Consider the following 23618-nt stretch of genomic DNA (forward strand, 5'->3'; position numbering starts at 1 on the left):
CACCGCATCCGACGCCGCGCGCTGATCCACCGCGGATCACGGGACAGCCCTTACGTCGCAGGACCGGGCCGGGGTCGGTCCGAATACCGATGTACGGGCCTCCGAACGGCTGCGAGGATGACCGTCATGGTTGACGTCACGACGCCCGCACCCCGGCTGCACCGGCCCAGGACCCGCACCTGGGCGGCGGTGCTCGCCGCCTGTACCGGCCAGTTCCTCGTCGTGCTCGACGTGTCCGTCGTCAACGTCGCCCTGCCGTCCATGCGCTCCGACCTCGGGATGAGCGCGGCGGGACTGCAGTGGGTGCTCAACGCCTACTCGATCGCGTTCGCCGGATTCATGCTGCTCGGCGGACGGGCCGCCGACATATACGGGCGCAAGCGGATGTTCCTCATAGGCCTCGGGCTCTTCACCACGGCCTCCCTGGGCGGCGGACTCGCCCAGGAGGGCTGGCAGTTGCTGGCCGCCCGTGCCGCGCAGGGACTCGGTGCCGCCGTGCTCGCCCCCGCCACCCTCACCCTGCTCACCGCCGCCGTCCCCGAGGGCCCCGCCCGGACGAAGGCGATCGGCACCTGGATGGCCGTCGGCGCGGGCGGCGGCGCGGCGGGCGGGCTGATCGGCGGAGCGCTCACCGATCTGCTCTCCTGGCGGTGGGTGCTGCTGATCAACGTGCCCGTCGGTGTGCTCGTCCTGGCCGGTGCCGCCCTCTGGCTCGCCGAGGGCCGGGCGGCCGAGCGGCGGCGGATCGACCTCCTGGGCGCGGTCCTCGTCACGGCGGGCCTCGCCTCCGTCGCGTACGGCATCGTGCAGACCGAGGAGTCGGGCTGGACCGCCGCCGCGACCCTGGTGCCGCTGCTCGGCGGGGTGGCCGTGCTCATCGCCTTCGTGGCCGTGGAGGCTCGGACCGCGGAGCCGCTGATGCCGCTCAGGGTGCTCGGTGCGCGGGCGGTGACCTCGGCGAACGCGGCGATGTTCGTGATCGGTTCCGCGACGTTCTCCATGTGGTACTTCATGACGGTGTACGCCCAGACCGTGCTGGGCTACACCCCGCTGGAGGCCGGACTCGCCCTGATGCCCACGTCGTTGGCCGTCGTGCTCGGCTCGAAGTGCGCGCCCCGCGTCATGGCCCGGGTCGGTGCGAAGAACCTGGCGCTCATCGGTACGACCGTCGCCGCCGCGGGCTTCGGCTGGCAGTCCACGATGGGGACCGACGGCTCCTACCTCACCTCGGTCTGTCTGCCCGGCGTCCTGATGATGACCGGTGCCGGTCTGGCGTCCACCCCGCTCGCCTCGCTGGCCATCACGGGCGCGGCTTCCGGTGAATCCGGTCTGGTCTCCGGTCTCGTCAACACCTCCCGCACGATGGGCGGCGCGCTCGGTCTCGCCGCGCTCTCCACCGTCGCCGCGGCACGCACCGCGGGTGGCACCGGGGCGGCGGAGCTCACCGCCGGGTACGCACTGGCGTTCCGCACGGCCGGCACGGTGCTGCTGGGCGGACTGCTGCTGATGGCGCTGTGGCTGCCGCGCCACCGGTCCGCTCCGCACTGACCCGGACAAAGCCGTCCCGCCCGCCTACAGCCACCCCTGCTGCCGCGCCGCCTGTACCGCCTCCATCCGGTTGCGCGTACCGGTCTTGCCGATCGCCGACGACAGATAGTTCCGCACCGTCGACTCGGACAGATGCAGCTTCGCCGCGATGTCGGCGACCGTCGCCCCGTCCACCGAGGCGTTCAGCGCGTCCCGTTCCCGCGCGGTCAGCGGGCTGGGACCGGCGCTGAGCGCGGCGGCGGCCAGCGCCGGGTCGATGACCGTCTCGCCCCTCAGCACACGGCGGATCGCGTCGGCGAGCTCCTCGACCGGTCCGTCCTTGACCAGGAACCCCGCCGCCCCGGCCTCCATCGCGCGGCGCAGATAGCCGGGACGGCCGAACGTGGTGAGGATCAGCACCCGGCAGTCCGGCACCTCCTCGCGCAGATCGGCGGCGGCGTCCAGGCCGCTGCGGCCCGGGAGTTCGATGTCCAGGAGCGCCACATCGGGGCGGGACAGCAGGGCGGCGTCCACGATCTCGTCCCCCGCGGCCACCTGGGCCACCACCTCGATGTCCGGTTCCAGTCCGAGCAGCAGCGCGAGCGCGCCGCGCATCATCCCCTGGTCCTCGGCGAGGAGGACGCGTACGGACGTGGTGGGACGGTGATCCTGCGGCATCTCGTTCACCGGCCCAGCGTAGGGCTCGGGGCGTGCCCGGCGGCCGGTTTCCCGTCCGCCGGGTGCGGCCCGTCCACCGGCAGTTCGGCGGTGAGCACGAAGCCGCGCTCCGGCCTCGGGCCCGCCTTCAGGGAGCCGCCCGCCGCGGCGAGGCGCTCGGTCAGGCCGGTCAGTCCGGTGCCGCCGATGCCGGGGGTGGCCGGTGCGTCGGGGTCCGGTCCGCAGCCGTCGTCCGTGACCGTCAGCCGGACCCGTTCGGGCGTGCCGTCGACCATGAACGTGCAGGTGGTGGCGCGGGAGTGGCGTACGACATTGGTGACGGCCTCTCGCACCGCCCAGCCCAGCAGCGCCTCCGCCTGCGGGGCGAGCGGCGGCCCGGAGCGGCGGAGCACCGGTTCGATCCCGGCGGCGGTCAGCGCGGAGCGGGCCCGGTCCAGTTCGGTGGCGAGGCTCCCCTCGCGGTAGCCGGTGACGGCCTCACGGATCTCGGTGAGGGCCTGGCGGCCGACGGACTCGATGTCCGCGACCTGAAGGAGCGCCGCATCCATGTCGCGCGGTGCCAGTCGGCGCGCGGCCTCCGACTTGACCACGATCACGGAGAGCGTGTGGCCCAGCAGATCGTGCAGATCGCGGGAGAACCGCAGCCGCTCCTTCTCGACGGCGGTGCGGGCCAGTTCCTGCCGGGTCGCGCGCAGTTCCGTCACGGTCTCCGCGAGGGTGAGGATCGCGGCGGTCACGGCGCCGGAGATGAAGGTGCCGTACCCGATGGTCCACGGGGTGGAGCCGCCGTCCCCGCGCCACACGGCGATGACCGTGGCCACCACGGAGAGCGAGAGCAGACCGGCGGCCAGCCGCCGGTTGCGCAGTATGGTGCCGCAGGCCAGCGAGAGCAGCGGGAAGAACAGCAGCCAGCTCCCGCCGTAGCCGATCGCGAGCCCGAACGTGACGACGGCCATCGCCGCGAGCAGCCAGTACGACACCGGGCTCTCGCGCTTCTTCCTGTCGAAGCCGCGGAACACCACGGAGATGTAGAGCGAGTTGAAGACGAACAGCCCGACACCGCCGAGCCAGGGGTTGGGCGCCTCGCCCTGGAAGAGGTTGGAGAAGGCGCCCATGCCCATCAGCAGCCAGGGCAGCAGGGTGTACGGTCCGGGCGGGCCCGGACGCTGGTTCTCGCACCGCTGTGCACGCCGTTCCCGACGCGTACCCGTCCACCGAACCGTCCGAATCCCGGCCATGTCCACTCCTGTCACACGGTCCTCGCGGACCGACGGTACGAGACCACGGCGTACGTACCGAACAGCAGGAGCCACGCGCAGAGCACGGCGATCGTGCCGCCGCCGGGCGCGTGTCCGTCGGTGGCCGCCCAGCCCAGGTCGGCGAACCGGTTGGCGGGGGTGAACCGGCCGATCGAACGGAGCCATCCGGGAAGCAGTTCCAGCGGGAACCACAGCCCGCCGGCGATCGCGAAGCCCATCAGGCAGGCCATGTTGACGACCCCGGTGCCCTGCGGAGTGAGCCGGTAGCCGTTGCCGAGGCCGAGCAGGGTGAACGGGAGCGCCCCGATCCACAGCAGCAGCGTCAGGGCGGTCCACTGCCAGGCGGACAGCCGCACCCCGTTGACCAGTCCGCCGGCCAGCAGCACCGTCAGGATCGTCGGCAGCACGGTCACCGAACCGCTGATCGCCCGGCCCACGACCGCGTGCGAAGGGGCGAGCGGAGTGACCCGCAGCTGCTGCAGCCAGCCGAGGGTCCTGTCGGAGGCGACCCCGGTACCGATCGACATGGCGGAGCCCAGTGCTCCGTACGCGGCCATGCCGACCATCGAGGCCGTCTTCCACTCATCGGCAGCGCCACCGCCGATGTTGGTGAAGAGCAGGTACATCATCACCGGCATCCCGGTCCCGAAGATCAGGAAGAAGCCGTCACGCAGGGTCCGGCGGACCTCCAGCACGATGTAGCGGAACATCACGCGATCTCCTTCTCGATATCGGTCGGGGCCGCCCCGGCGGCCGGTGCGGTGAGGGCGAGGAAGGCGTCCTCCAGCGTGGCGCGGGAGACCTGGAGGCCATGGATCAGGCCGAGGCGGGCCAGCTCCACGACGGTGGCGTCCGAGTCGTCCGTGTGCAGCAGCGCCCGGTCCCCGGTCACCTCCACGGTGACGACGCCGGGCAGCAGTTCCAGGCCCTCGGTCGGCCGGCCCGCCAGGTCGAAGGAGACGAGGCTGCTGCCGACCGAGCCCCTGATCGTGTCGCCGTTCCCGTCCGCGACGATCCGGCCCCGGTCGATGACGACGATCCGGTCGGCGTTCTCGTCGGCCTCCTCCAGATAGTGGGTGGAGAACAGGACGGTGTTGCCGCGCCGGGCGTAGGCCCGCATCGACTCCCAGAACGTCCGGCGCGCCTCCACGTCCAGGGCGGCGGTCGGCTCGTCCAGGACGATCAGCTCCGGGTTTCCGGCCAGCGCGACGGCGAAACGGACGCGCTGGGTCTGGCCACCGGAGAGCTTGTCGACGCGCCGGTCGGCGTACCCGGTGACGCCCGCCAGGGAGAGCGCCTCGGCCACCGGCATCGGCCGCGGGTAGGTCGAGGCGACGAAGGTGATCAGCTCGCGGACGGTGACTCGCTGGATGGGCCTCCCGTCCTGGAGCATCGCGCCGACCAGACCGGCCCGGACCGCCTGCTCGGCGGTTCGGCCCAGCACCCGCACACTGCCGGACTCCGGCTCGTCCAGCCCCAGCAGGAGGGAGATGGTGGTGGACTTGCCCGCGCCGTTGCGGCCGAGCAGGGCGACGGTCTCGCCGCGGCCGATGGACAGGTCGATCCCGTCCACGGCCCGTACGGTCCGGCCCGCCCGGCCGAAGGTCTTGACCGCCCCGGTGAGGTCCACCGCGGCCGGATTCCCCGTTGTCTGCTTCATGGCCACGACGCTACGGAAAGGGGCCCGAGGCCGGGCAGGGGTGTGCGTACGGACTTCGCGATGACATTTGTCATGGGTGCGCGACGGGCCCGGCAACGGATCTGACGCCACGTCAGCAGTGGTCTTCACAACTGCTGGACGCTGCGTTATACATGGGGTCATCGGCTAGAACGCGTTCTAGAACGGGGCGTGGCGGCCGGTCCCGCACGACCTCGGTGCGGCCGACGGTGCGGACGGCCGCGCCGAGGTCTTCCCACCATCAAGGAGCAGCTTCGCCATGCCCATTGATGCCGAAAAGGCTGTCGCCGCCGAACCGCGGTCCACCCGGATCAGCTGGGACCACAAGGACGTGCAGCTCTACCACCTGGGGATCGGCGCCGGAGCCGACCCCGACCGGGCCGACCCGGCCACCGACCCCGGCGAACTGCGCTACACCCTGGAGTCACGGCTCCAGGTGCTGCCCTCCTTCGCCACCGTCGCGGGGGCGGGCGCGGGCGTCGTCGGCGGGCTCTCCTCGCCCGGTGTCGACGTCGACCTGGCCGCCGTCCTGCACGGCGGGCAGTCCGTACGCGTGCACCGGCCGATCCCCGTGAAGGGCACCGCCGTACAGACCTCGAAGGTCGCCGCGGTGTACGACAAGGGCAAGGCGGCCGTACTGGTGCTGCGTACCGAAGCCGCCGACGACGAGGGCCCGTTGTGGACGAACGACGCCCAGATCTTCGTCCGGGGCGAGGGCGGCTTCGGCGGTGAGCGCGGACCGTCCGAACGGGTCGCCCGTCCCGAGACCGCGCCCGACCATGTGGTGGAGCGGCCGATCCGGCCCGACCAGGCGCTGCTGTACCGGCTCTCCGGGGACTGGAACCCGCTGCACGCCGACCCCGAGTTCGCCCGGCTGGCCGGCTTCGACCGGCCGATCCTGCACGGGCTGTGCACCTACGGAATGACACTGAAGGCCGTCACCGACACGGTGCTCGGCGGTGACGTGACCCGTATCCGCTCCTACCGCACCCGATTCGTCGGGGTCGTCCTCCCCGGCGAGACCCTCCGCATCCGGATGTGGACCGGCGAGGACCGCGTCCGGGTCGAGGTGGGGGCCGTCGAGCGGGACGACGCCCCGGTCCTCGGCGACACGTTCGTCGAACACTCCTGAACCAACTCCAAGAGGTCCACGGGCCCATGAGGGGAGCCGCACCATGCGCGCAGCCGTACTGCACGAGATCGGTCAGGACAAACTGGAGGTCCTCGACGACGTCGAGGCGGTGGGCTTCGGCCCCGGCAAGGTGAGGCTCCGCATCCGGGCCACCGGACTGTGCCACTCCGACGTCTCCGCGATGAACGGGGTGCTGCCGCAGCCCGCCCCCTTCATCCCGGGCCACGAGGGTGCGGGCGAGGTCGTCGACGTCGGCGACGGCGTCACCGGGCTGAGCGCGGGGGACCGGGTGCTGGTCTGCTGGCTGCCCGCCTGCGGGGCGTGTCCGTCCTGCAGACGCGGCCAGACCCACCTCTGCCTGGCCGGCTTCATGAACGCAGGCACCCCCAACTTCAAGCGCCCCGGGGGAGACGTCTTCGGCTTCGCGGGCACCGGCACCTTCACCGAGGAGGTCGTCGTCGGCGCGGGCTGCGCGGTGCCCATCCCCGACGACGTGCCGTTCGAGATCGCCGCACTGATCGGCTGCGGGGTGACCACGGGCCTGGGAGCGGCCATCAACACCGCACAGGTGGAGACGGGTTCGTCGGTCGCCGTCATCGGCTGCGGAGGAGTGGGCATCTCCACGATCCAGGGCGCCAGGGTGCGGGGCGCCGCCCAGATCGTGGCCGTGGACCCGGTGGCCTCCCGGCGCGAGGCGGCGCTGCGGTTCGGCGCGACCGAGGCCGTCTCTCCGGACGAACTCACCGACGCCAAGCAGCGGATCACCGCGGGCGAGGGCTTCGACTACGTCTTCGAGGTCGTCGGCAAGTCCGCCACCGCCCGCACGGCGTACGAGAACACCCGGCGCGGCGGCACCCTCTGCATCGTCGGCGCGGGCGCGATGGACGACAACTTCCAGGCCAACATGTTCGAGCTGTTCTTCGACGAGAAGCGGATCCTGCCCTCCATGTACGGGGGAGGGGACGTGCTCCGGTCGTACGAACGGGCCATCGCGCTCTGGCGGGCCGGCCGGATCGACCTGGAATCGATGATCACGCACCGGGTGCGGCTCGACGGCATCAACGACGCCCTCGACCAGATGAGGACCGGCGAGTCGCTGCGTACCTGCGTCGAACTCTGATCCCCGCTCCGTTCCCGCCCTGCTCGCTCCTTGTTCCCACCTGAGAGGACTCCGAGATTCCGATGTCACTTCCCCTGGACGGCATGTCCGCGATCGTCACGGGCGCGGGCCGCGGCCTCGGACGCGCCGAGGCACTGGAACTGGCGGGGCTCGGCGCGTCCGTCGTCGTCAACGACTACGGACAGCCGGGCCGCGACGGCTCGGGCGAGGCGTCCGCGACCCCGGCCGAGGAGGTCGCCGAGGAGATCCGGGCGGCGGGCGGCCGGGCGGTCGCGCACCTCGGCGACGTCTCCGACCACGACCAGGCCCGCGCCCTGGTGGAGCTGGCCGTCGACACGTACGGAAAGCTCGACATCCTGGTCAACAACGCCGGGATCCTGCGCGACCGGATGATCTTCTCCATGACCGAGGACGAATGGGACTCCGTCATCCGGGTCCACCTCAAGGGCCACTTCAACACCACGCACTTCGCCGCGTCCCACTGGCGTGCCCGCTCCAAGGAGTCCGGCGGTCCGGTCCACGGCCGGATCGTCAACACCTCCTCGGAGGCGTTCCTGGCCGGATCGGCGGGGCAGCCGAACTACGCGGCGGCCAAGGGCGGCATCGTCGGCCTCACCACCTCCACGGCCCTGGCCCTGGCCAAGTACGGCGTCACCGCCAACGTCATCTGCCCGCGGGCCCGTACCCGGATGACCGAGGACGTCTTCGCGGGCTTCCAGGAACCGGCGGACGGCCGGCTCGACGCGCTCGCCCCCGAGCACGTCGCACCGCTGGTCGGCTATCTGGCCTCCCCGGCGGCCGCCAAGGTCAACGGGCAACTGCTCGTCGTGCACGGCGGGATGGTCGCGATCGTCGAACGCCCCAGGGTGGCGGCCAAGTTCGACTCGTCGAAGGAGACGTTCTCCTTCGACGAGCTGGACGAGCTGATCTCCCCGTACTACGAGGACCGGCCGCCGAACGAGACCTTCGCCGCGGCGGAGGTGCTCGGCCTGAAGCGGGGCTGACCAGCACGGACACGGGTGGGCCCCGGCAGCCGTCCGGCTGCCGGGGCCCACCCGTCCCTCGTTGATGTTCCGCGCGGTCAGGCCGCCCGGCCGTCCCCCTCGGAGGGGCGCCGGTGGCGGCCGTGCGGCTGTGCCGACGTGTCCTCCGTCGCCACACCCCCTCGGTGCTTTCCGGAGCCGCCGGCTTCGGCCCGTTCCGCGTCCGCCACCGGCGGACGCGTCTGGGTCGTGTCGGTTCGGGCTTCAGACATGTGGGAAGTCACCCCGTTGTGATCGCTTACGTGTGTGTCACCAGGGCCGATCACGCCACCGCGACACGGCACGGTCGCCACCGGCGACCGTCTACGACGGCTGCGTGGCCCAGGCCCAGGATTTTAACCAGGCGCCGTGCGTCCCGTGAGAGGCGCCTGCGCAAGTGGAACCGGCCTGCACACGGGAAGACTCGCGGCGGCGGCGGACGGTTGCATACCGCTTTCCGTGCCCGCCTCCTTCGCCGGTTCTGCGCCGTGTTCCCCTTCCTCCGGCGCCTCCAGCAGCGCCACCCCGCACGCCACGTTCTCGTTGGCGTACGGAAGTCTGAGCACGCCGTCCCGGGTCCACACCCCGCGACCGGCCTGCCACCCCTCGGGGGCGGCGAGTTGATGCAGCCGGCGCCCCGTGGGACGCCACACCCCGACCCAGCTGCCCGCCGCCCCGTCGATCCGCAGGGCCACCGCGCAGCTCTCCGGTATCAGGGTCTGCCCCGGCTGGACGGCGAACGGCGTCACCGTGACATCCGCCGGGTTCAGACACTCCGGGAAACGCACCGGCAGACAGCTGCCCAGCACCCCCCACCCGAGCCGGTCGTGCCCCGGCGCGTCCGAGCGGATCAGCAGCAGCCCGCTGTCCGCGTCGGCCAGCAGCAGCCGGTCGTCGCTGTCCGGTGCGATCTGCAGCAGCGGTGTCGTCTCGCCGCCCCGCCCCAGGTCCACGGCGACGGCCTTGACCGGACCGCCGCCCGGCATCTCCCGGTCCAGGGCCAGCATCCGCCCCGCCCGGTCCAGCCAGATGCCGCCGGAGCAGAGCCCCGGCACCTCCGCGACCCGCTCGGGGCCGAAGGCGCCGCCCGCCACCAGCCAGACGGTGGTGGAGTGCGCGCCGACCGACAGGGCGTACGCGCTCGCGCCGTCCGGTGACGGCGGCAGCAGGGTCAGATCCGCGCATCCGACGGCACCGAGGGGCAGTTCACCGGTACCGGGGCCGGTCGGATAGAGCAGCGAGAAGGCATGCCGGTCCGCGACCCGGCGCCGGATCAGCACCCGTCCGTCGGTCAGCGGCAGCACCTCGGAGTCCGGCTCCTCCGGCTGGTCCAGGGGGAGCGGCACGGCGTACGGCTCGTGCCCGTCGAGGGTCCAGCGCTCCACGAACCACGCCCGGACGACCTCGTCGGACGGCTCCGTGGCGACATCGCGCAGGGCGAGCCGGGCCGCGTAGGAACCGTCGGCGGCGATCGTGAACGAGGCCGGGGCGAGGGCTGCCCCGCAGTGTGTGGTGGATCCGTCCCGCACACCGGGTGCGGCGGCCTGCTCGGGCGATGTCTCCGTCCCGCCGGTCGCGACCGGCTCGTCGTCCGCCGGGGCCGTGTCTCCGGCAGCCCCGGCCGACCCCTCGGTCCCGTTCTCGATGGCACAGGCAGTCATGGACTGGTCACCTCCGGCACCCGAAGCTAGTTTTCGCACTTCCTGCCGAACAACGCGAGACCTGTCTCTTCACACATAAGGGTGGTGATGGCTGGATTCGCCTGAGAGGGAGGGGGTGCCTGTGCTCGCCGCGAAGCGGATGACTAAGGTTAGGCATCCCTAAGCAAGAGTTGTGTGATCCTCGACTGGAGCAAGTGATGTCCCTTCGTCGCCGCGGTACTGCCGCAGTCGGCCTGGCGGTGGCCGCCGCCCTTTCCCTCTCGGCCTGCGGGAGCGACGACGGGGGCTCGGCCGGCTCGGCCAAGTCCGAGGGCGGCGGTGACAAGAAGGCGGCCGTCGCGACGGGCGGCAAGGACTTCGCCGACGCCGCGAAGAAGACGGCGGAGTACGGGACGGACGCCAAGGCGGGCCAGTTCCCCCGGACCCTCACCCATGCCATGGGCAGGACCGAGATCAAGTCCGCCCCCAAGCGCGTCGTCGTGCTGGACGTCGGCGAGTTCGACAACGTGGTCTCGCTGGGTGTCAAGCCGGTCGGCTACGCCCCCTCCGAGGGGGACGCGGCCATTCCCTCGTACCTGAAGAAGGACGCGGGCAACCCCAAGAGCGTCGGAACGATCAACAACCTCAACCTGGAGGCGATCGCCGGCCTGAAGCCCGACCTGATCCTCGGCAGCCAGCTGCGCGCCGCCGACAAGTACGACGCCCTCTCCAAGATCGCGCCGACCGTGTTCTCCATCCGTCCGGGCTTCACCTGGAAGGAGAACTACCTCCTCAACGCGGCGGCGCTGGACAAGACCGCCAAGGCGAAGAGCGAGCTCGCCGACTACGAGGCGAAGGCCGAGAAGCTCGGCGAGGACATCGGCCCGGACAAGCCGACCATCTCCATGGTCCGCTACCTGCCGGACCGGATCCGGCTCTACGCCAAGGCGTCCTTCATCGGCACGATCCTTGAGGACGTCGGTCTGCCGCGGCCCAAGAACCAGCAGATCGACGACCTCGCCGCGGAGATCAGCCCGGAGAAGATCGATGAGGCCGACGCCGACTGGATCTTCACCGGCGTCTACGGGGACGTGAAGGCCACCAAGCGCGACACCACCCAGTCCAACCCGCTGTGGAAGAACCTCAAGGCGGTCAAGGACGGTCGGGCCAAGGACGTCTCCGACGAGACCTGGTACCTCGGACTCGGTGTCACGGCGGCGAATCTCGTCCTCGACGACCTCCGCGCCGACCTCGTGAAGTAACGATCTCCCCGTTTCCGTCGTCGGGCCGCCCGCCGGCCGCACGCTCCCGGGCGCGCACGCTCGCGGCCCCCGGCGCCCCGCTCGCGGCGCCGGGGGCCGCGCGGCCGTCCTCCGGGTCGCCGCGGCTTCCCGACGACCGGGCCCGGCGGCTCCCCCGGCCGGTCCGCACGGGTCGCCGAGGCCATGGGCGACGGGGCACCGGGGGCAGGTAGCCTTTTCCTTGTGCCCCGTCTGTCTGAAGTCCTCGCCGAGCTCGATGCTCTCTGGCCGCCCGAGCGGGCCGAAGGATGGGACGCGGTCGGCACCGTCTGCGGAGACCCCGGTTCCGAGGTCGACCGTGTGCTCTTCGCCGTCGACCCGGTCCAGGAGATCGTCGACGAGGCGCTCAGGCTCGGCGCCCAGCTGATCGTCACCCACCACCCGCTCTATCTGCGGGGTACGACGACGGTCGCGGCCGACACCTTCAAGGGCCGGGTCGTGCACACCCTCATCAAGCACGACGTCGCGCTGCACGTCGCCCACACCAACGCCGACACCGCCGATCCGGGTGTCTCCGACGCCCTCGCCGGCGCGCTCGACCTGCGCGTGGAGGGGCCTCTCGTACCGGATCCGGCCGATCCCAAGGGCCGTCGCGGCCTGGGCCGGATCTGTGTGCTCGACCACCCCGAGAGCCTGGCCGACTTCGCCGCCCGCGCCGCGGCACGGCTGCCCGCCACCGCGCAGGGCATCCGGCTCGCGGGGGACCCGGCGGCGACGGTGCGCACCGTCGCGGTGAGCGGCGGCTCCGGCGACAGCCTCTTCGACGCGGTGCGCGCGGCGGGCGTGGACGCCTTCCTCACCGCCGACCTGCGCCACCACCCGGCCTCCGAAGCCATCCAGCACTCCCCGCTCGGCCTGATCGACGCCGCGCACTGGGCCACCGAATGGCCCTGGTGCGAACAGGCCGCGGCGCAGCTCGACGCGATTTCCGACCGCCATGGATGGGGCCTTCGGGTCCATGTCTCGAAGCAGGTCACCGACCCCTGGACCACCACCACCCACCACTCTTCTGGAGCCCCCAACTGAACGCCGCGCCCGCCGACCAGATCCGACTCCTCGACGTCCAGGCCCTCGACGTACGTCTGTCGCAGCTTGCGCACCGGCGCAAGTCGCTGCCCGAGCACACCGAGATCGAGACGCTCATGCGCGACCTCGCGCAACTGCGTGACCTGCTGGTCGCCTCGCAGACAGAGGAGAGCGACACCGCCCGCGAGCAGACGAAGGCGGAGCAGGACGTCGACCAGGTGCGCCAGCGCGCCACCCGCGACCAGCAGCGCCTCGACTCGGGTGCGGTCACCTCCCCGAAGGACCTGGAGAGCCTCCAGCGCGAGATCGCCTCGCTGGCCAAGCGGCAGGGCGACCTGGAGGACGTCGTCCTCGAAGTGATGGAGCGCCGCGAGTCCGCCCAGGAGCGCGTCGCCGAACTGTCCGACCGGGTCTCCGCCGTCCAGGCCAAGGCCGACGACGCGACCGCCCGCCGCGATGCCGCGACCAAGGGGCTCGACGAGGAGACCGCGACCGTCACCAAGGAGCGCGAGCTCGTCGCCGGTTCCGTCCCCGCGGACCTGCTGAAGCTGTACGACAAGCTCCGCGTCCAGCAGGGCGGGGTCGGTGCCGCCCGCCTCTACCAGCGCCGCTGCGAGGGCTGCCGTCTCGAACTGAACATCACCGAGGTCAACGATGTGAAGGCGGCCTCCCCGGACACCGTCCTGCGCTGCGAGAACTGCCGCCGCATCCTGGTCCGTACGGCGGAGTCGGGCCTGTAATGACCCAGCCGCGCCAGCTCGTCGTCGAGGCCGACGGCGGTTCCCGGGGCAATCCCGGGCCCGCCGGTTACGGAGCGGTCGTCATCGACCCGGCGACCGGGGAGACCCTTGCCGAGGCCGCCGAGTACATCGGCGTCGCGACGAACAACGTCGCCGAGTACAAGGGCCTCATCGCGGGTCTGAAGGCGGCGAAGGCGCTGGTGCCGGACGCCTCGGCGGACGGTGCGCTGCGGGTGCGGGTCCGGATGGACTCCAAGCTGGTCGTGGAGCAGATGTCGGGCCGCTGGAAGATCAAGCACCCCGACATGAAGCCGCTCGCGGCACAGGCCGCCAAGATCCTGCCGGCCTCCGTCGTCACGTACGAGTGGATCCCGCGCGAGCAGAACAAGCACGCGGACCGGCTGGCCAACGAGGCGATGGACGCCGGCAGGCGCGGCGAGCAGTGGCAGCCGTCGTCGTCGACGGCCGCCCTCGACACCCCCCGGCCCTCGACGACCGCCGACCTGCCGCCCGTCTCCGGCCCGCCCGGTGACGCGGCGGCGGGCGCGGCCAGGGCCCGTGCGGCACTGTCCGCCCGCCCGGGAGCCGGAACGGCGGCGGAACCGGCCGCGGCAGCGGCGTCCCTGTCCGCCCCTCGGCAGGGCTGGGGTGCGGCGCCCGATCTCGGGGCGCCCGCCACCTTCGTGCTGCTCCGGCACGGTGAGACGGCCCTCACTCCCGAGAAGCGGTTCTCCGGCAGCGGCGGCAGCGACCCCGAACTCTCGGCGACCGGCCGCCACCAGGCCGAACTCATCGCCCGGTCGCTGGCCGCCCGGGGCACGATCGAGGAGATCGTCAGCTCCCCCCTGCGCCGCTGCCGCGAGACGGCGGCCGCGGTGGCGTCCCGGCTCGGTCTGGAGGTCCGCATCGAGGACGGCCTGCGCGAGACGGACTTCGGCGCCTGGGAGGGGCTGACGTTCGCCGAGGTGCGTGAGCGCTACGGCCCCGACCTGGACGCCTGGCTCGGCTCCGCGAAGGCGGTCCCCACCGGCGGTGGCGAGAGCTTCGCCGAGGTCACCCGTCGCGTCGCCGCCACCCGCGACCGCCTCGCCGCCCGTTACGCGGGCCGCACGGTCCTCCTGGTCACCCATGTGACGCCGATCAAGACCCTGGTCCGGCTGGCGCTCGGTGCCCCGCCGGAGGCCATGTTCCGGATGGAACTCTCGGCGGCGTCGGTGTCCGCGGTGGCGTACTACGCGGACGGGAACGCGTCGCTCAGGCTGCTGAACGACACGTCGCATCTGAGGTAGGAGGCAGGGGGCGCGCCGGCGGGCGTCCGCGACCGGTGCCCGCCGCGCCGGCAGCGGCGCTCGTGCCCGCACCCGTCCCCGTCAGCCGCGCAGCGCCGCCGCCTCGCTCGCCAGCCGTTCCACCCGGGCCCAGTCCTTCGCCGCCACCGCTTCCGCCGGGATCATCCAACTGCCGCCCACGCAGCCGACGTTGGGCAGCTTCAGATAGGACGGTGCCGAGGCGGGCGAGATGCCGCCCGTCGGGCAGAACCGGGCCTGCGGCAGCGGCGAGGAGAGCGCCTTCAGATACGCCGTGCCGCCCGCCGCCTCGGCGGGGAAGAACTTCATCTCGGTGATCCCGCGCTCCAGCAGCGCGACCACCTCGGACGTCGTGGACACGCCCGGCAGGAACGGCACCCCCGACGCCTTCATCGCGTCCAGCAGTGCGTCCGTCCAGCCGGGGCTGACCAGGAACCGGGCCCCCGCGGCAACGGTGTCGGAGACGTTCGACACGGAGATCACCGTGCCGGCGCCGACCACCGCGTCCGGCACCTCGGCCGCGATGGCCTTGATCGCGTCCAGGGCGGCGGCGGTGCGCAGCGTCACCTCGATGGCCGGGAGCCCGCCCGCGACCAGGGCCCTGGCGAGCGGCACCGCGTCGGCGGCGTCCTCCAGGACGACAACGGGGACGACGGGGGCAAGGTCCAGCACAGAGGAGGTCATGCGCCCCATCTTGCGTGCCCGCAGCAGCGTACGCAACGAGCGTTGCGCATGCTGCAATGTATGGACTCCCGGATCAGTGGATCTCGGTGACCACGACATCGAGCGACCACGCCCGCCCTGCCCGCGCGGGGGCCTCGGCCTCCACCACGTATCCGAGCTCCCGCAAGGTCTCCACCAGCTCCGCAGGCCCCTTCGGCCGTGCGTCCGCCACCAGCAGATCGCGGACCAACCGCCCCTTCGTCGCCTTGTTGAAGTGGCTGACCACGGACCGCCTCTCGACCCCGTCCACCATCTGGGAGTGCAGAACGCGCACGCTCGCCGTGCGCTGCGCCACCTCACCCTTCGGCCTCCAGGCCGCGGTGTACGCGGACGACCGCAGATCCAGAACGAGCCCGTCCCCGGCCGCCTCCGGCAGGACCTGCGCCATCGGACCGCGCCAGTACGCCCCGAGCGCGCCGAGCCCCGGCAGCTTCACGCCCATCGAGCACCGGTACGAAGGAATCCGGTCGCCCACCCGCACGGCGCCCCACAGTCCGGAGAAGACCAGCAACGACCGGCCGGCCCGTCGGCGGGACGCCGCGTCCAGGGAGGCCAGGTCCAGGGCGTCGTACAGCACCCCCGTATAGATCTCCCCGGCCGGACGCGTCCCCGCCGTCCGCAGTTCGACGTTCTTCGCGATCTCGCCGCGCAGCCCCTCGCTCAGCCCGAGCACCTCACGGGCCTTCTCCTCGTCCGCGGCACACAGCTCGACCAGTTCGTCGAGGACCGCGGCCCGCGCCGCGGCCAGACCCGGCAGCGACAGCGACTCCGGCTTCAGAGGTGCTCCGCGCCCCGACGCGGCCTTTCCTTCGGAGGGCGGCAACAGCACGAGCACGGCGGTTCTCCTTCTTACGGGCAGGCGGGCGGGCCGCGGAGGCACGCGCCCCAGCGTACGGGGGCGCCGGAGGCCGACCGGACCCTGTCCGGCACCCGGGATGCCGCCCCGCCCGACCCGCCATACGCTCGATCCATGCCCCGCCGCCACCTGCACATGACCGGGCCGGCCGACACCCCGCTGAGGGCGGCCCTGCGCGAGCTGCGCACCGAACTCGGACTGCCCCACGGCTTCCCGCCCGACGTCCTCGCCGAGGCGGCGCAGGCAGCGGTGACCCCGGCGGTGTCGAGTCACCAGGACGCCACGGACCTGCCGCTCTTCACCATCGACCCGCCCACATCGGCCGACCTCGACCAGGCCGTGCATCTCGAACGCCGCCGTCACGGCTTCCGCGTGCACTACGCCATCGCCGATGTCGCCGCCTTCGTACGCCCGGGTGGCGCGCTCGATACCGAGGCCCACCGCAGGGTGACGACCCTCTACTTCCCCGACGGCAAGGTCCCCCTCCACCCCACCTCGCTCTCCGAGGGCGCCGCCAGCCTCCTCCCCGGGCAGACCCGCCCCGTCGCGCTCTGGCAGATCGACCTCGACGCCGAGGGCGCCGTCGTCGCCACCTCGGTGCACCGGGCCCTCGTCCGCAGCCGCGCCAAACTCGACTACGCGGGCGTCCAGCGGCAGATCGACACGGGCACCGCCGAAGAGCCCGTGGCACTGCTCCGGGACATCGGACGGCTCCGCGAGGAGCAGGAGGTCGCCCGCGGCGGCATCTCCCTCAACGTGCCCGAGCAGGAGGTCGTCGCGCGCGACAGCACCTACGGCCTGGAATACCGCGCTCCGTTGCCCGCCGACGGCTGGAACGCCCAGATCTCCCTGCTGACCGGCATGGCCGCCGCCCACCTCATGGCGGAGACCGGGACCGGTGTCCTGCGGACCCTGCCGGTCGCACCGGACGGCGCCGTGGCCCGGCTCCGCCGCTCGGCCGAGGCGCTGCACATCGACTGGCCGCACCACGTCCCGTACGCCCAGGTCGTCCGCTCCCTCGACCCGAGGAAGGCCCACCACGCCGCGTTCCTCCAGGAGTGCACCACACTCCTGCGCGGCGCCGGCTACACCGCCTTCGAACACGGTGAACTCCCCACCCCCGCCATCCACGCCGCGGTCGCCGACCTCTACACCCACTGCACCGCCCCGCTGCGCCGCCTGGTCGACCGGTACACGGCCGAGCTGTGCCTCGCCGCGATCGCGGAACACGACCCGCCCGAATGGGTCCTCGCCGCCCTGCCCGGCCTGCCGAAGGAGATGGCCGACGGCACCAGGCGCGCCAACACGGTGGAGCGCGAGTGCGTCGACGTGGTCGAGGCCGCGCTGCTCAAGGACCGGATCGGCGAGGTCTTCGACGCGTACGTGGTCGACGTGCTGGAGACGGAGCCCACCACGGGCACCGTCCACATCGACGTCCCGGCCGTCGTCGCCCGGGTCGAGGGCGGCACGGAGAAGCTTCCGCTGGGGGAGCGGCTGCGGGTCAGGCTCGCCCAGGCGGATCCGGGCACCGCGAAGGTCCTCTTCGCCCCCGTGTGAGCGCGGCCACGGCGGCGCCCGGGTCATCCGCATGGAACCGCACCGTCCGCGCCCACCCGCGCTTCCCCAGCGGCCGGACGAACTCCAACGGGGAGTCCAGCTCCACGGTCACCGTCGTCTGACCGCCCACGACGAGGTCGAGCACCCCGTCCGCCTCCGTCCGCACCGGCCCGCCCTCGGGGTATCTCCGCTCGACCCGTGCGCCGGCCACCGCGTCGGCGGGAACCCGCAGGTCGAACAACCCCCCGTACCGAATGCGCAGCGCCCCGTCGGCGTCCACGACATGCGGCCGGGTCACACACGCGGCGTGGAAGGCGAGAACCAGGACCACCCCGTACACATCGACCACGAGCAGCACCGCGTGCACGACCGGCCACGGGACCAGCAGCGCCAGCATCACCGTCTCGACCACGGCGACGAAGGCCAGTCCGTACAGCATCGCGGTCTGCGGCCCGGTGTACGGGACGGCGAGGGCGCCCTCCGGCACACCGTGCCGCCGCCGCAGCACCCACAGCCCGAGACTGTGCAGGCCGCGCACCTCGTGCGCGACGAGACGGCGCGCCTTGCCGGGTACGACGGCACGGACCGCCGCGCCCATCGCCGCCCGCCGTCCGGCACCGGCCCGCCGCCCCGCGCGCCAGAGCCGCCACAGGACCACGGCCTCGAACCCGAGCACGCCGATCACCAGCGCCCCGGCCCCGAGCAGCACCGCCCCCGGGACCCGGACCCCCGCCCGCAGGCAGCCGCCCAGGCCCAGCTCGACCGTGAGCGCGGCGCCCATGGCCCATCGCGCGATCCGCACGTTCATCCCGTCCCCTTCCCCGCCACACGCGCCGCCAGGGCCGCCATCACCCGGCGCACCACCTCGGCCTGCGCGGGCGCGTATTCGTCGAGCAGGGCCTCGCCGAACCCCGCCGTGACCGGCCCGTCGGAGGGGATCGCCGCCAGCACCTCGTCCGGCACGGCGGCGGCCAGGTCGGCGGCGAGCAGGGCGACCCGGGGATCGTCCACGGGCGCCCCGGCCAGTGCGTCCAGCCGCTCGTACAGCGCGTTCGCGGCCGGGTCCTCGGCCAGTGGCCTCATCGCGGCGTAGACCTCGCTGCCGATGCCCACCGTGTCCAGGAGCACCAGGTGCTCGCGGTCCTTGGCGGCCGCCGGGGAATCGGTGGCCGTGGCCGCGCCCAGCAGCTCGGCCAGCGCGGGCGATACGGGCTCCTCGGCGCTCACCGGCCCGTCCAGCAGCCGGGCCAGCCGCCGCCGTCGCTCCCGGATCTCGTCCTCCTGCCGGGCCAGGTCGGCATCCAACTCGACGATCACGTCGACGAGTTCACGCCCGGAGTCGTCGGCGAGGACGTCCCGTACCTCGTCCAGCCCGAGCCCGAGCTCGGTGAGACGCCGGATCCGGGCCAGCACCACGGCGTCCCGCACGCCGTAGGCGCGATAGCCATTGGGCCGGCGTGCGGGCTCGGGAAGCAGCCCGATGTGGTGGTAGTGCCGGATCGCCCGCGAGGTGACCCCGACGAGCGCGGCGATCTCTCCGATGCGCATGGAGCCAGTAGAAACCTTGACGCTGCGGCAAGGTCAAGCGCACACCCGCACCCCTGCGCATCCGACAACCGCGCTCCCTCCTGTGCCACGATCGAGGGAAGCACTCCCATCTCACGGACGGCGGATCGATCGATGTCCCAATCTGGCGAGCGACCGAGGAAGGGGCGTGACATGACTGCCATGCCGCACGAACCGCTCACGCAGGCGGACGTCCTGCTGGAGGGCTTCCTGGCGCTGGATACGCCGGAGGGCTTCCGGGCCGAGCTCATCGAGGGGGAGATTGTCGTGACGCCGCCGCCGGACGGGGACCACGAGGACTACATCAGCCTGATTCTGAAACAAGTGATCCGGCTCGCCGGGACCGACATGGACTTCTCCGGGAACAAGGGACTGAAACTGAGAAGCGGCGGACGCTGCCCCAGGAACCACGTCATCCCCGACGGCACCTTCGCCCCCACCGAGCTGCGTCTGTACCGGGGAGCGGACCCCTGGATGCCGTGCGAGGGAGTGGCCCTCGTCGTCGAGGTCACGTCGACCAAGCCCCGGGCCGACCGCACGGACAAGCGGCACTGCTACGCCCGCGGCCCCATCCCCCTGTACCTGCTGGTCGACCGCGAGGAGTCCTCAGTGACGCTGTTCAGCGAGCCGGAAGGGGACGACTACCGTCAGCACTGCACGATCCCGTTCGGCAAGTCGCTCACCCTTCCAACCCCCTTCGGCTTCGACCTGGAGACCGAGGCGTTCGTCTGAGGGCCTGTCGGGTGGCCTCCGGCCGGGCGGTCACGCCCCGGCACGCACGCTTCCCGCGTCGTCGTCGGTCGCCGACGCTCCTTCGCCGAGCTCTCAGCTGCGTTCGAGCAGCAGGGGAGACCCCATCCGACTCCCTCCTCCGCCTCAGAACCGCACGCACCGGACCGCGTCCGCCATCCGGTCCGAGGCCACCCGACAGGCTCCGAGCCACCCCGTCCGGCGCCCCCGGCCGGGCGGGTAGCATGGTCGGCACGGCAGACGAGCCGGGCGGACGGCCGCGTGGGGATCCTCGGATCTCCCCGAGGAACGTCCGGGCTCCACAGGGCAGGGTGATGGCTAACGGCCACCCGGGGTGACCCGCGGGACAGTGCCACAGAAAACAGACCGCCGGGGACCTCGGTCCTCGGTAAGGGTGAAACGGTGGTGTAAGAGACCACCAGCGCCTGAGGTGACTCAGGCGGCTAGGTAAACCCCACCCGGAGCAAGGTCAAGAGGGGCCGTCGCGAGACGGCCCTGCGCGAATGTTCGAGGGCTGCCCGCCCGAGTTCGCGGGTAGACCGCACGAGGCCGGCAGCAATGCCGGTCCTAGATGGATGGCCGTCTCCCCGGCCGCCGCGAGGCGACCGGGCGACAGAACCCGGCGTACAGCCCGACTCGTCTGCCGTCCCGACCTGTGACAGGTCGGGACGGATTCTTCGTTCCGGAACGACAAACCTCTTCGCGGTCGTCCTCGGGCGGCAGGCCGAAGGGCGACCGGGCCGGGTTCAGCCACTACCGTCGGGGTGGAGGACGACCTTGGTCCAGCCGTCGTCCCGGGCGTCGAAGTGCTGGTAGCCGTCGGGCGCCTGGCCCAGCGGCAGCTCGTGGGAGACGATCCACGAAGGCTTCGCCCTGCCCTGCTCGGTCAACGCGCACAGCCGGCGGTTGTAGGCCTCGACGTTCGCCTGCCCCGTGCCCATCGACCGGCCCTTGAACCAGTACAGGCCGTAGTCGAAGGCGACCTCGCCGTCCTCGTCCCACCGGGGCACTGCATGTCAACCGGGGAAAGCGCGGTGATCACGTTCTCGTGCGGGAAACACCTGCGACACAGGCGCGACAGTCGAACAAGGGGTGATGTGCCGGGCCGCCTCATGGGGCACGATCTTGTTCAGGCGTTCCCAGGGAAAGGTTCTCCATGACCGATCGTGCCAATGGAAGACGCGGGTCTCTGCTGGCGGTGAGCGATCTTCACGTCGGGGTGACGGACAACCGTCCCATCACCGAGTCCCTCCGGCCGGAATCGGACGAGGACTGGCTCATCGTCGCCGGTGATGTCGCGGAGCGGGTCGAGGACGTCGAATGGGCACTGCGGCTGCTCGCGGACCGCTATGCGCAGGTGATCTGGACCCCGGGGAACCATGAGCTGTGGACGACCAAGCACGACCGCGTGCAGCTGCGGGGCCAGGAACGGTACGAGCATCTGGTCGAGTTGTGCCGGGGCCTCGGGGTGACCACTCCGGAGGACCCCTACCCGCTGTGGCCCGGTCCTGAGGGGCCGGTGGCCGTCGCGCCCGTGTTCGTGCTGTACGACTACAGCTTCCGGGCGCCGGGCACGACGACCAAGGAGGAGTCCCTGGCATATGCGCAGGGCACGGGGGTGGTGTGCACCGACGAGTTCCTGCTGCACCCCGACCCGTACCCGAGCCGTGATGCCTGGTGCCGGGCGCGGGTGGCGGAGACGGAGCGGCGCCTGGCCGCACACGATCCGGAGATTCCGCTGGTCGTCGTCGGCCACTGGCCGCTGGTCCGCCGACCGATGGACGTCCTGACGTATCCCGAGTTCGCCCAGTGGTGCGGCACCGAGCTCACCGCCGACTGGCACCGCCGCTTCAATGTGGCGGCCATGGTCTACGGACATCTGCACATCCCCCGTACGACCTGGTACGACGGGGTGCGCTTCGAGGAGGTCTCCATCGGCTACCCCAGGGAGTGGCGCCAACGGGGCCACCCCAGGGGACTGCTGCGGCAGATCCTCCCGTACGACGAGGGCGTCACCGCCGCCGCGCCCTGATCCGGTCTCTGTCGTGCACCAGGCCATTAACATCGGCACGGTCGTCGACCCCGGGAGTTCACCGTCATGCCGTTGCCGCGTATCGGAGTCGTCATCGTGACGATGGGCACTCGCCCGCGGGAGCTGGAGGCCCTGCTGGCCTCTGTGGAGAAGCAGGACGTGCCTGCGACGCGGGTGGTGCTGGTCGGCAACGCGACACCGCTCGCGGATGTCACGGCGGACGTGACCAAGGTTCCGCTGGAGGAGAACCTCGGCTGCCCCGGCGGTCGCAACGTCGGGCTGAAGATGCTGCGCGAGTCGGACGAGGCCGACATCGTCATCGAGTTGGACGACGACGGGCTGCTGATCGCCGACGACGTGTTCCGCAGGGTCCAGCAGTTGTTCGCGACGGACCCGGAACTGGGGATCGTCGGGTTCAGGGTCGCTGACGAGCACGGGCACACGGAGCGACGCTGGGTCCCCCGATTGCGCGCCGACGATCCGATGCGCCGTGGTTCGGTGACCGCCTTCCTGGGCGGCGGCCATGCCCTCTCGATGCCCATGCTCCGGCAGATCGACCTGTGGCCGGCGGAGTTCTTCTTCGGGCATGAGGAGTCCGACCTGGCCTGGCGCGCGCTTGATGCGGGATGGAAGATCCTTTACGAACCCGAGCTCGTCCTCCAGCACCCGAGGACGTCTCCTGCTCGCCATGCGGCCCACTACCGCTTCACCGCACGGAACCGCGTCTGGCTGGCCCGTCGCCGCCTGCCCGTGCTCTTGATCCCGGTCTATCTCGGCGTATGGATCCTTCTCGCCATGGCGCGGATGCGGTCCCTGACGGGGTTCAAAGCATGGTGGGGCGGTTTCGGCGAGGGCATTCGGACGCCTTGTGGCCCGCGCAGGGCGATGAAGTGGCGCACGGTGTGGCGTATGACTCGGCTGGGGCGTCCGCCGGTTCTCTGAGTGGTCGGTCACGGACGGCTGACGGGCGGCACGCATTCAACTCCGGTACGCGCACCGGCGGCGGACCGCCGAGAGCGCGCCCCTCCGTCAGCCCGGCGCGCCCGCCTGGCTGGGCACCGATCCCATGGTGCTGATCAAACGCTCGCCCCGGTCCTCGGCCATGTCGAGGGTGGCCAGCACCGCCGGGGTCGAGATGCTCGGCAGTACGTAGTGCAGCAGGACCGAGATCCGTCGGCCCAAGTCCTCGCGCCTGCAGAGGGCTTGGGACATCGCCTGAATGCCCGAGAAGGAGCCGGCCAGCATTTCGGCGGTCTCGCGGGGGTTGACGTGCGGCAGGAGCTCGCCCTGGTTCCCCGCGGCGGTCAGCAGATGTTCGAGCCGGTCTATCCAGGCACGGAACGGGGTGCCCCGGTCGAGCCCCTCCACCGCCTGGTCCATGGCCAGTCCGACACTGGCGCGCACCAGCGGTTCATGGCGGAGCCGGTGGGCGAGCAGCATGCCCTGATCGACCAGTTCCTGAAGCTTCGTCAGTTGCGGGGGCGGCGGATCGCTGTTCAGTTGCACATCCATCACCCCGAGAGCCAGGTCTTCCTTCGAGGTGAAATGGAAGTAGAGCGCACCCTTGGTGACACCCGCGCGCGCGAGGATTTCGCTGATGGTGGCGCTGCTGTAGCCGCGTTCATCGAAAACGGCGGCGGCCGCCACCAGGATCGACCGTCGAGTCTGGATCGCGCGCGCCTGCTGTGCCATCAGCTACGAGTC

Annotated in this window: 22 protein-coding genes, 1 other RNA gene and 1 pseudogene; 13 read left to right on the forward strand and 11 right to left on the reverse strand. The window is 71.8% G+C overall.

Annotation, left to right across the window (positions count from 1 at the left end; all coding sequences use genetic code 11):
• The first annotated feature begins 117 nt into the window (after positions 1 to 117).
• Positions 118 to 1548, forward strand: a complete 1431-nt coding sequence (locus ACIQCZ_RS10285) for a DHA2 family efflux MFS transporter permease subunit (RefSeq protein ID WP_402281200.1) — start codon at positions 118 to 120, stop codon at positions 1546 to 1548.
• Positions 1549 to 1572: 24 nt separating this feature from the next.
• On the opposite strand, the gene ACIQCZ_RS10290 is transcribed toward ACIQCZ_RS10285, so the two are convergent.
• The 4 genes from ACIQCZ_RS10290 to ACIQCZ_RS10305 are packed head-to-tail and all read right to left on the reverse strand — an operon-like array spanning position 1573 to position 5124.
• Positions 1573 to 2205, reverse strand: coding sequence for a response regulator (locus ACIQCZ_RS10290; protein WP_402281285.1), 633 nt, complete (start codon positions 2203 to 2205; stop codon positions 1573 to 1575).
• Between the two features lie 5 nt (positions 2206 to 2210).
• Positions 2211 to 3443, reverse strand: coding sequence for a sensor histidine kinase (locus tag ACIQCZ_RS10295; RefSeq protein ID WP_402281202.1), 1233 nt, complete (start codon positions 3441 to 3443; stop codon positions 2211 to 2213).
• Positions 3444 to 3454: 11 nt separating this feature from the next.
• Positions 3455 to 4174: an ABC transporter permease gene (locus tag ACIQCZ_RS10300; protein ID WP_402281203.1), complete on the reverse strand. Its 720-nt coding sequence runs from the start codon at positions 4172 to 4174 to the stop codon at positions 3455 to 3457.
• Entirely contained in the window at positions 4174 to 5124 is a 951-nt protein-coding gene (locus ACIQCZ_RS10305; RefSeq protein WP_402281205.1) for an ABC transporter ATP-binding protein, read from the reverse strand. The genes ACIQCZ_RS10300 and ACIQCZ_RS10305 overlap by 1 nt, the downstream gene beginning before the upstream one ends.
• Before the next feature lie 277 nt (positions 5125 to 5401).
• Between ACIQCZ_RS10305 and ACIQCZ_RS10310 the strand changes: the two genes are divergently transcribed.
• The 3 genes from ACIQCZ_RS10310 (at position 5402) to ACIQCZ_RS10320 (ending at position 8398) form a co-directional block, all read left to right on the forward strand.
• Positions 5402 to 6274, forward strand: a complete 873-nt coding sequence (locus ACIQCZ_RS10310) for a MaoC/PaaZ C-terminal domain-containing protein (RefSeq protein WP_402281206.1) — start codon at positions 5402 to 5404, stop codon at positions 6272 to 6274.
• 43 nt (positions 6275 to 6317) lie between these two features.
• Positions 6318 to 7394, forward strand: coding sequence for a Zn-dependent alcohol dehydrogenase (locus tag ACIQCZ_RS10315; protein WP_351079672.1), 1077 nt, complete (start codon positions 6318 to 6320; stop codon positions 7392 to 7394).
• 62 nt (positions 7395 to 7456) lie between these two features.
• Positions 7457 to 8398 carry a 3-oxoacyl-ACP reductase gene (locus tag ACIQCZ_RS10320; protein WP_402281207.1) on the forward strand — a complete coding sequence of 314 codons (942 nt, stop codon included), beginning with the start codon at positions 7457 to 7459 and terminating at the stop codon, positions 8396 to 8398.
• A 374-nt stretch (positions 8399 to 8772) separates the two neighbouring features.
• Here ACIQCZ_RS10320 and ACIQCZ_RS10325 read toward each other — a convergent pair whose 3' ends face one another.
• Positions 8773 to 10077 (reverse strand): hypothetical protein, encoded by a 1305-nt coding sequence (locus ACIQCZ_RS10325; RefSeq protein WP_402281209.1) that lies wholly within the window; start codon positions 10075 to 10077, stop codon positions 8773 to 8775.
• Positions 10078 to 10274: 197 nt separating this feature from the next.
• Between ACIQCZ_RS10325 and ACIQCZ_RS10330 the strand changes: the two genes are divergently transcribed.
• The 4 genes from ACIQCZ_RS10330 (at position 10275) to ACIQCZ_RS10345 (ending at position 14412) form a co-directional block, all read left to right on the forward strand.
• Positions 10275 to 11318 carry an ABC transporter substrate-binding protein gene (locus ACIQCZ_RS10330; RefSeq protein WP_402281210.1) on the forward strand — a complete coding sequence of 348 codons (1044 nt, stop codon included), beginning with the start codon at positions 10275 to 10277 and terminating at the stop codon, positions 11316 to 11318.
• Between the two features lie 222 nt (positions 11319 to 11540).
• The gene (locus ACIQCZ_RS10335; protein ID WP_402281212.1) at positions 11541 to 12383 is read left to right on the forward strand and encodes a Nif3-like dinuclear metal center hexameric protein; all 843 of its coding nucleotides are present in this window, start codon (positions 11541 to 11543) and stop codon (positions 12381 to 12383) included.
• A complete protein-coding gene (locus tag ACIQCZ_RS10340) occupies positions 12380 to 13123 on the forward strand; it encodes a C4-type zinc ribbon domain-containing protein (protein WP_351079745.1) in 744 nt (247 codons plus the stop codon). The genes ACIQCZ_RS10335 and ACIQCZ_RS10340 overlap by 4 nt, the downstream gene beginning before the upstream one ends.
• On the forward strand, positions 13123 to 14412 hold the full coding sequence (locus tag ACIQCZ_RS10345) for a bifunctional RNase H/acid phosphatase (protein WP_402281214.1): 1290 nt from the start codon (positions 13123 to 13125) through the stop codon (positions 14410 to 14412). The genes ACIQCZ_RS10340 and ACIQCZ_RS10345 overlap by 1 nt, the downstream gene beginning before the upstream one ends.
• A gap of 81 nt (positions 14413 to 14493) precedes the next feature.
• Here the strand turns inward: ACIQCZ_RS10345 and eda are convergent, their stop codons facing one another.
• Together eda and yaaA are read right to left on the reverse strand one after the other, a co-directional pair.
• Entirely contained in the window at positions 14494 to 15114 is a 621-nt protein-coding gene (gene eda / locus ACIQCZ_RS10350; protein WP_402281216.1) for a bifunctional 4-hydroxy-2-oxoglutarate aldolase/2-dehydro-3-deoxy-phosphogluconate aldolase, read from the reverse strand.
• Between the two features lie 73 nt (positions 15115 to 15187).
• Entirely contained in the window at positions 15188 to 15988 is an 801-nt protein-coding gene (yaaA, locus tag ACIQCZ_RS10355) for a peroxide stress protein YaaA (RefSeq protein ID WP_402281218.1), read from the reverse strand.
• Between the two features lie 135 nt (positions 15989 to 16123).
• On the opposite strand from yaaA, the gene ACIQCZ_RS10360 reads away from it, so the two are divergent.
• A complete protein-coding gene (locus tag ACIQCZ_RS10360; RefSeq protein ID WP_402281219.1) occupies positions 16124 to 17566 on the forward strand; it encodes an RNB domain-containing ribonuclease in 1443 nt (480 codons plus the stop codon).
• On the opposite strand, the gene ACIQCZ_RS10365 is transcribed toward ACIQCZ_RS10360, so the two are convergent.
• Both ACIQCZ_RS10365 and ACIQCZ_RS10370 read right to left on the reverse strand, forming a co-directional pair.
• Positions 17511 to 18374 (reverse strand): hypothetical protein, encoded by an 864-nt coding sequence (locus tag ACIQCZ_RS10365; protein WP_402281220.1) that lies wholly within the window; start codon positions 18372 to 18374, stop codon positions 17511 to 17513. The genes ACIQCZ_RS10360 and ACIQCZ_RS10365 overlap by 56 nt on opposite strands.
• Positions 18371 to 19114, reverse strand: coding sequence for a MerR family transcriptional regulator (locus ACIQCZ_RS10370; protein WP_402281222.1), 744 nt, complete (start codon positions 19112 to 19114; stop codon positions 18371 to 18373). The genes ACIQCZ_RS10365 and ACIQCZ_RS10370 overlap by 4 nt, the downstream gene beginning before the upstream one ends.
• A gap of 180 nt (positions 19115 to 19294) precedes the next feature.
• Here ACIQCZ_RS10370 and ACIQCZ_RS10375 point away from each other — a divergent pair, with 180 nt between their 5' ends.
• Together ACIQCZ_RS10375 and rnpB are read left to right on the forward strand one after the other, a co-directional pair.
• Positions 19295 to 19864: a Uma2 family endonuclease gene (locus ACIQCZ_RS10375; protein WP_402281287.1), complete on the forward strand. Its 570-nt coding sequence runs from the start codon at positions 19295 to 19297 to the stop codon at positions 19862 to 19864.
• Between the two features lie 259 nt (positions 19865 to 20123).
• An RNA gene (gene rnpB / locus ACIQCZ_RS10380) (RNase P RNA component class A) lies at positions 20124 to 20525 on the forward strand.
• Positions 20526 to 20628: 103 nt separating this feature from the next.
• Here the strand turns inward: rnpB and ACIQCZ_RS10385 are convergent.
• A pseudogene (locus ACIQCZ_RS10385) lies at positions 20629 to 20871 on the reverse strand (aldehyde dehydrogenase); the annotation flags it as partial.
• Positions 20872 to 21038: 167 nt separating this feature from the next.
• Between ACIQCZ_RS10385 and ACIQCZ_RS10390 the strand changes: the two are divergent.
• Positions 21039 to 21914 (forward strand): metallophosphoesterase family protein, encoded by an 876-nt coding sequence (locus tag ACIQCZ_RS10390; RefSeq protein ID WP_402281223.1) that lies wholly within the window; start codon positions 21039 to 21041, stop codon positions 21912 to 21914.
• 66 nt (positions 21915 to 21980) lie between these two features.
• Positions 21981 to 22856: a glycosyltransferase family 2 protein gene (locus ACIQCZ_RS10395; RefSeq protein WP_402281224.1), complete on the forward strand. Its 876-nt coding sequence runs from the start codon at positions 21981 to 21983 to the stop codon at positions 22854 to 22856.
• 87 nt (positions 22857 to 22943) lie between these two features.
• Here ACIQCZ_RS10395 and ACIQCZ_RS10400 read toward each other — a convergent pair whose 3' ends face one another.
• A complete protein-coding gene (locus ACIQCZ_RS10400; RefSeq protein ID WP_402281225.1) occupies positions 22944 to 23606 on the reverse strand; it encodes a ScbR family autoregulator-binding transcription factor in 663 nt (220 codons plus the stop codon).
• Between the last annotated feature and the right edge of the window lie 12 nt (positions 23607 to 23618).

It is taken from the genome of Streptomyces sp. NPDC093149 (assembly GCF_044754145.1).
Taxonomy (GTDB): Bacteria; Actinomycetota; Actinomycetes; order Streptomycetales; family Streptomycetaceae; genus Streptomyces.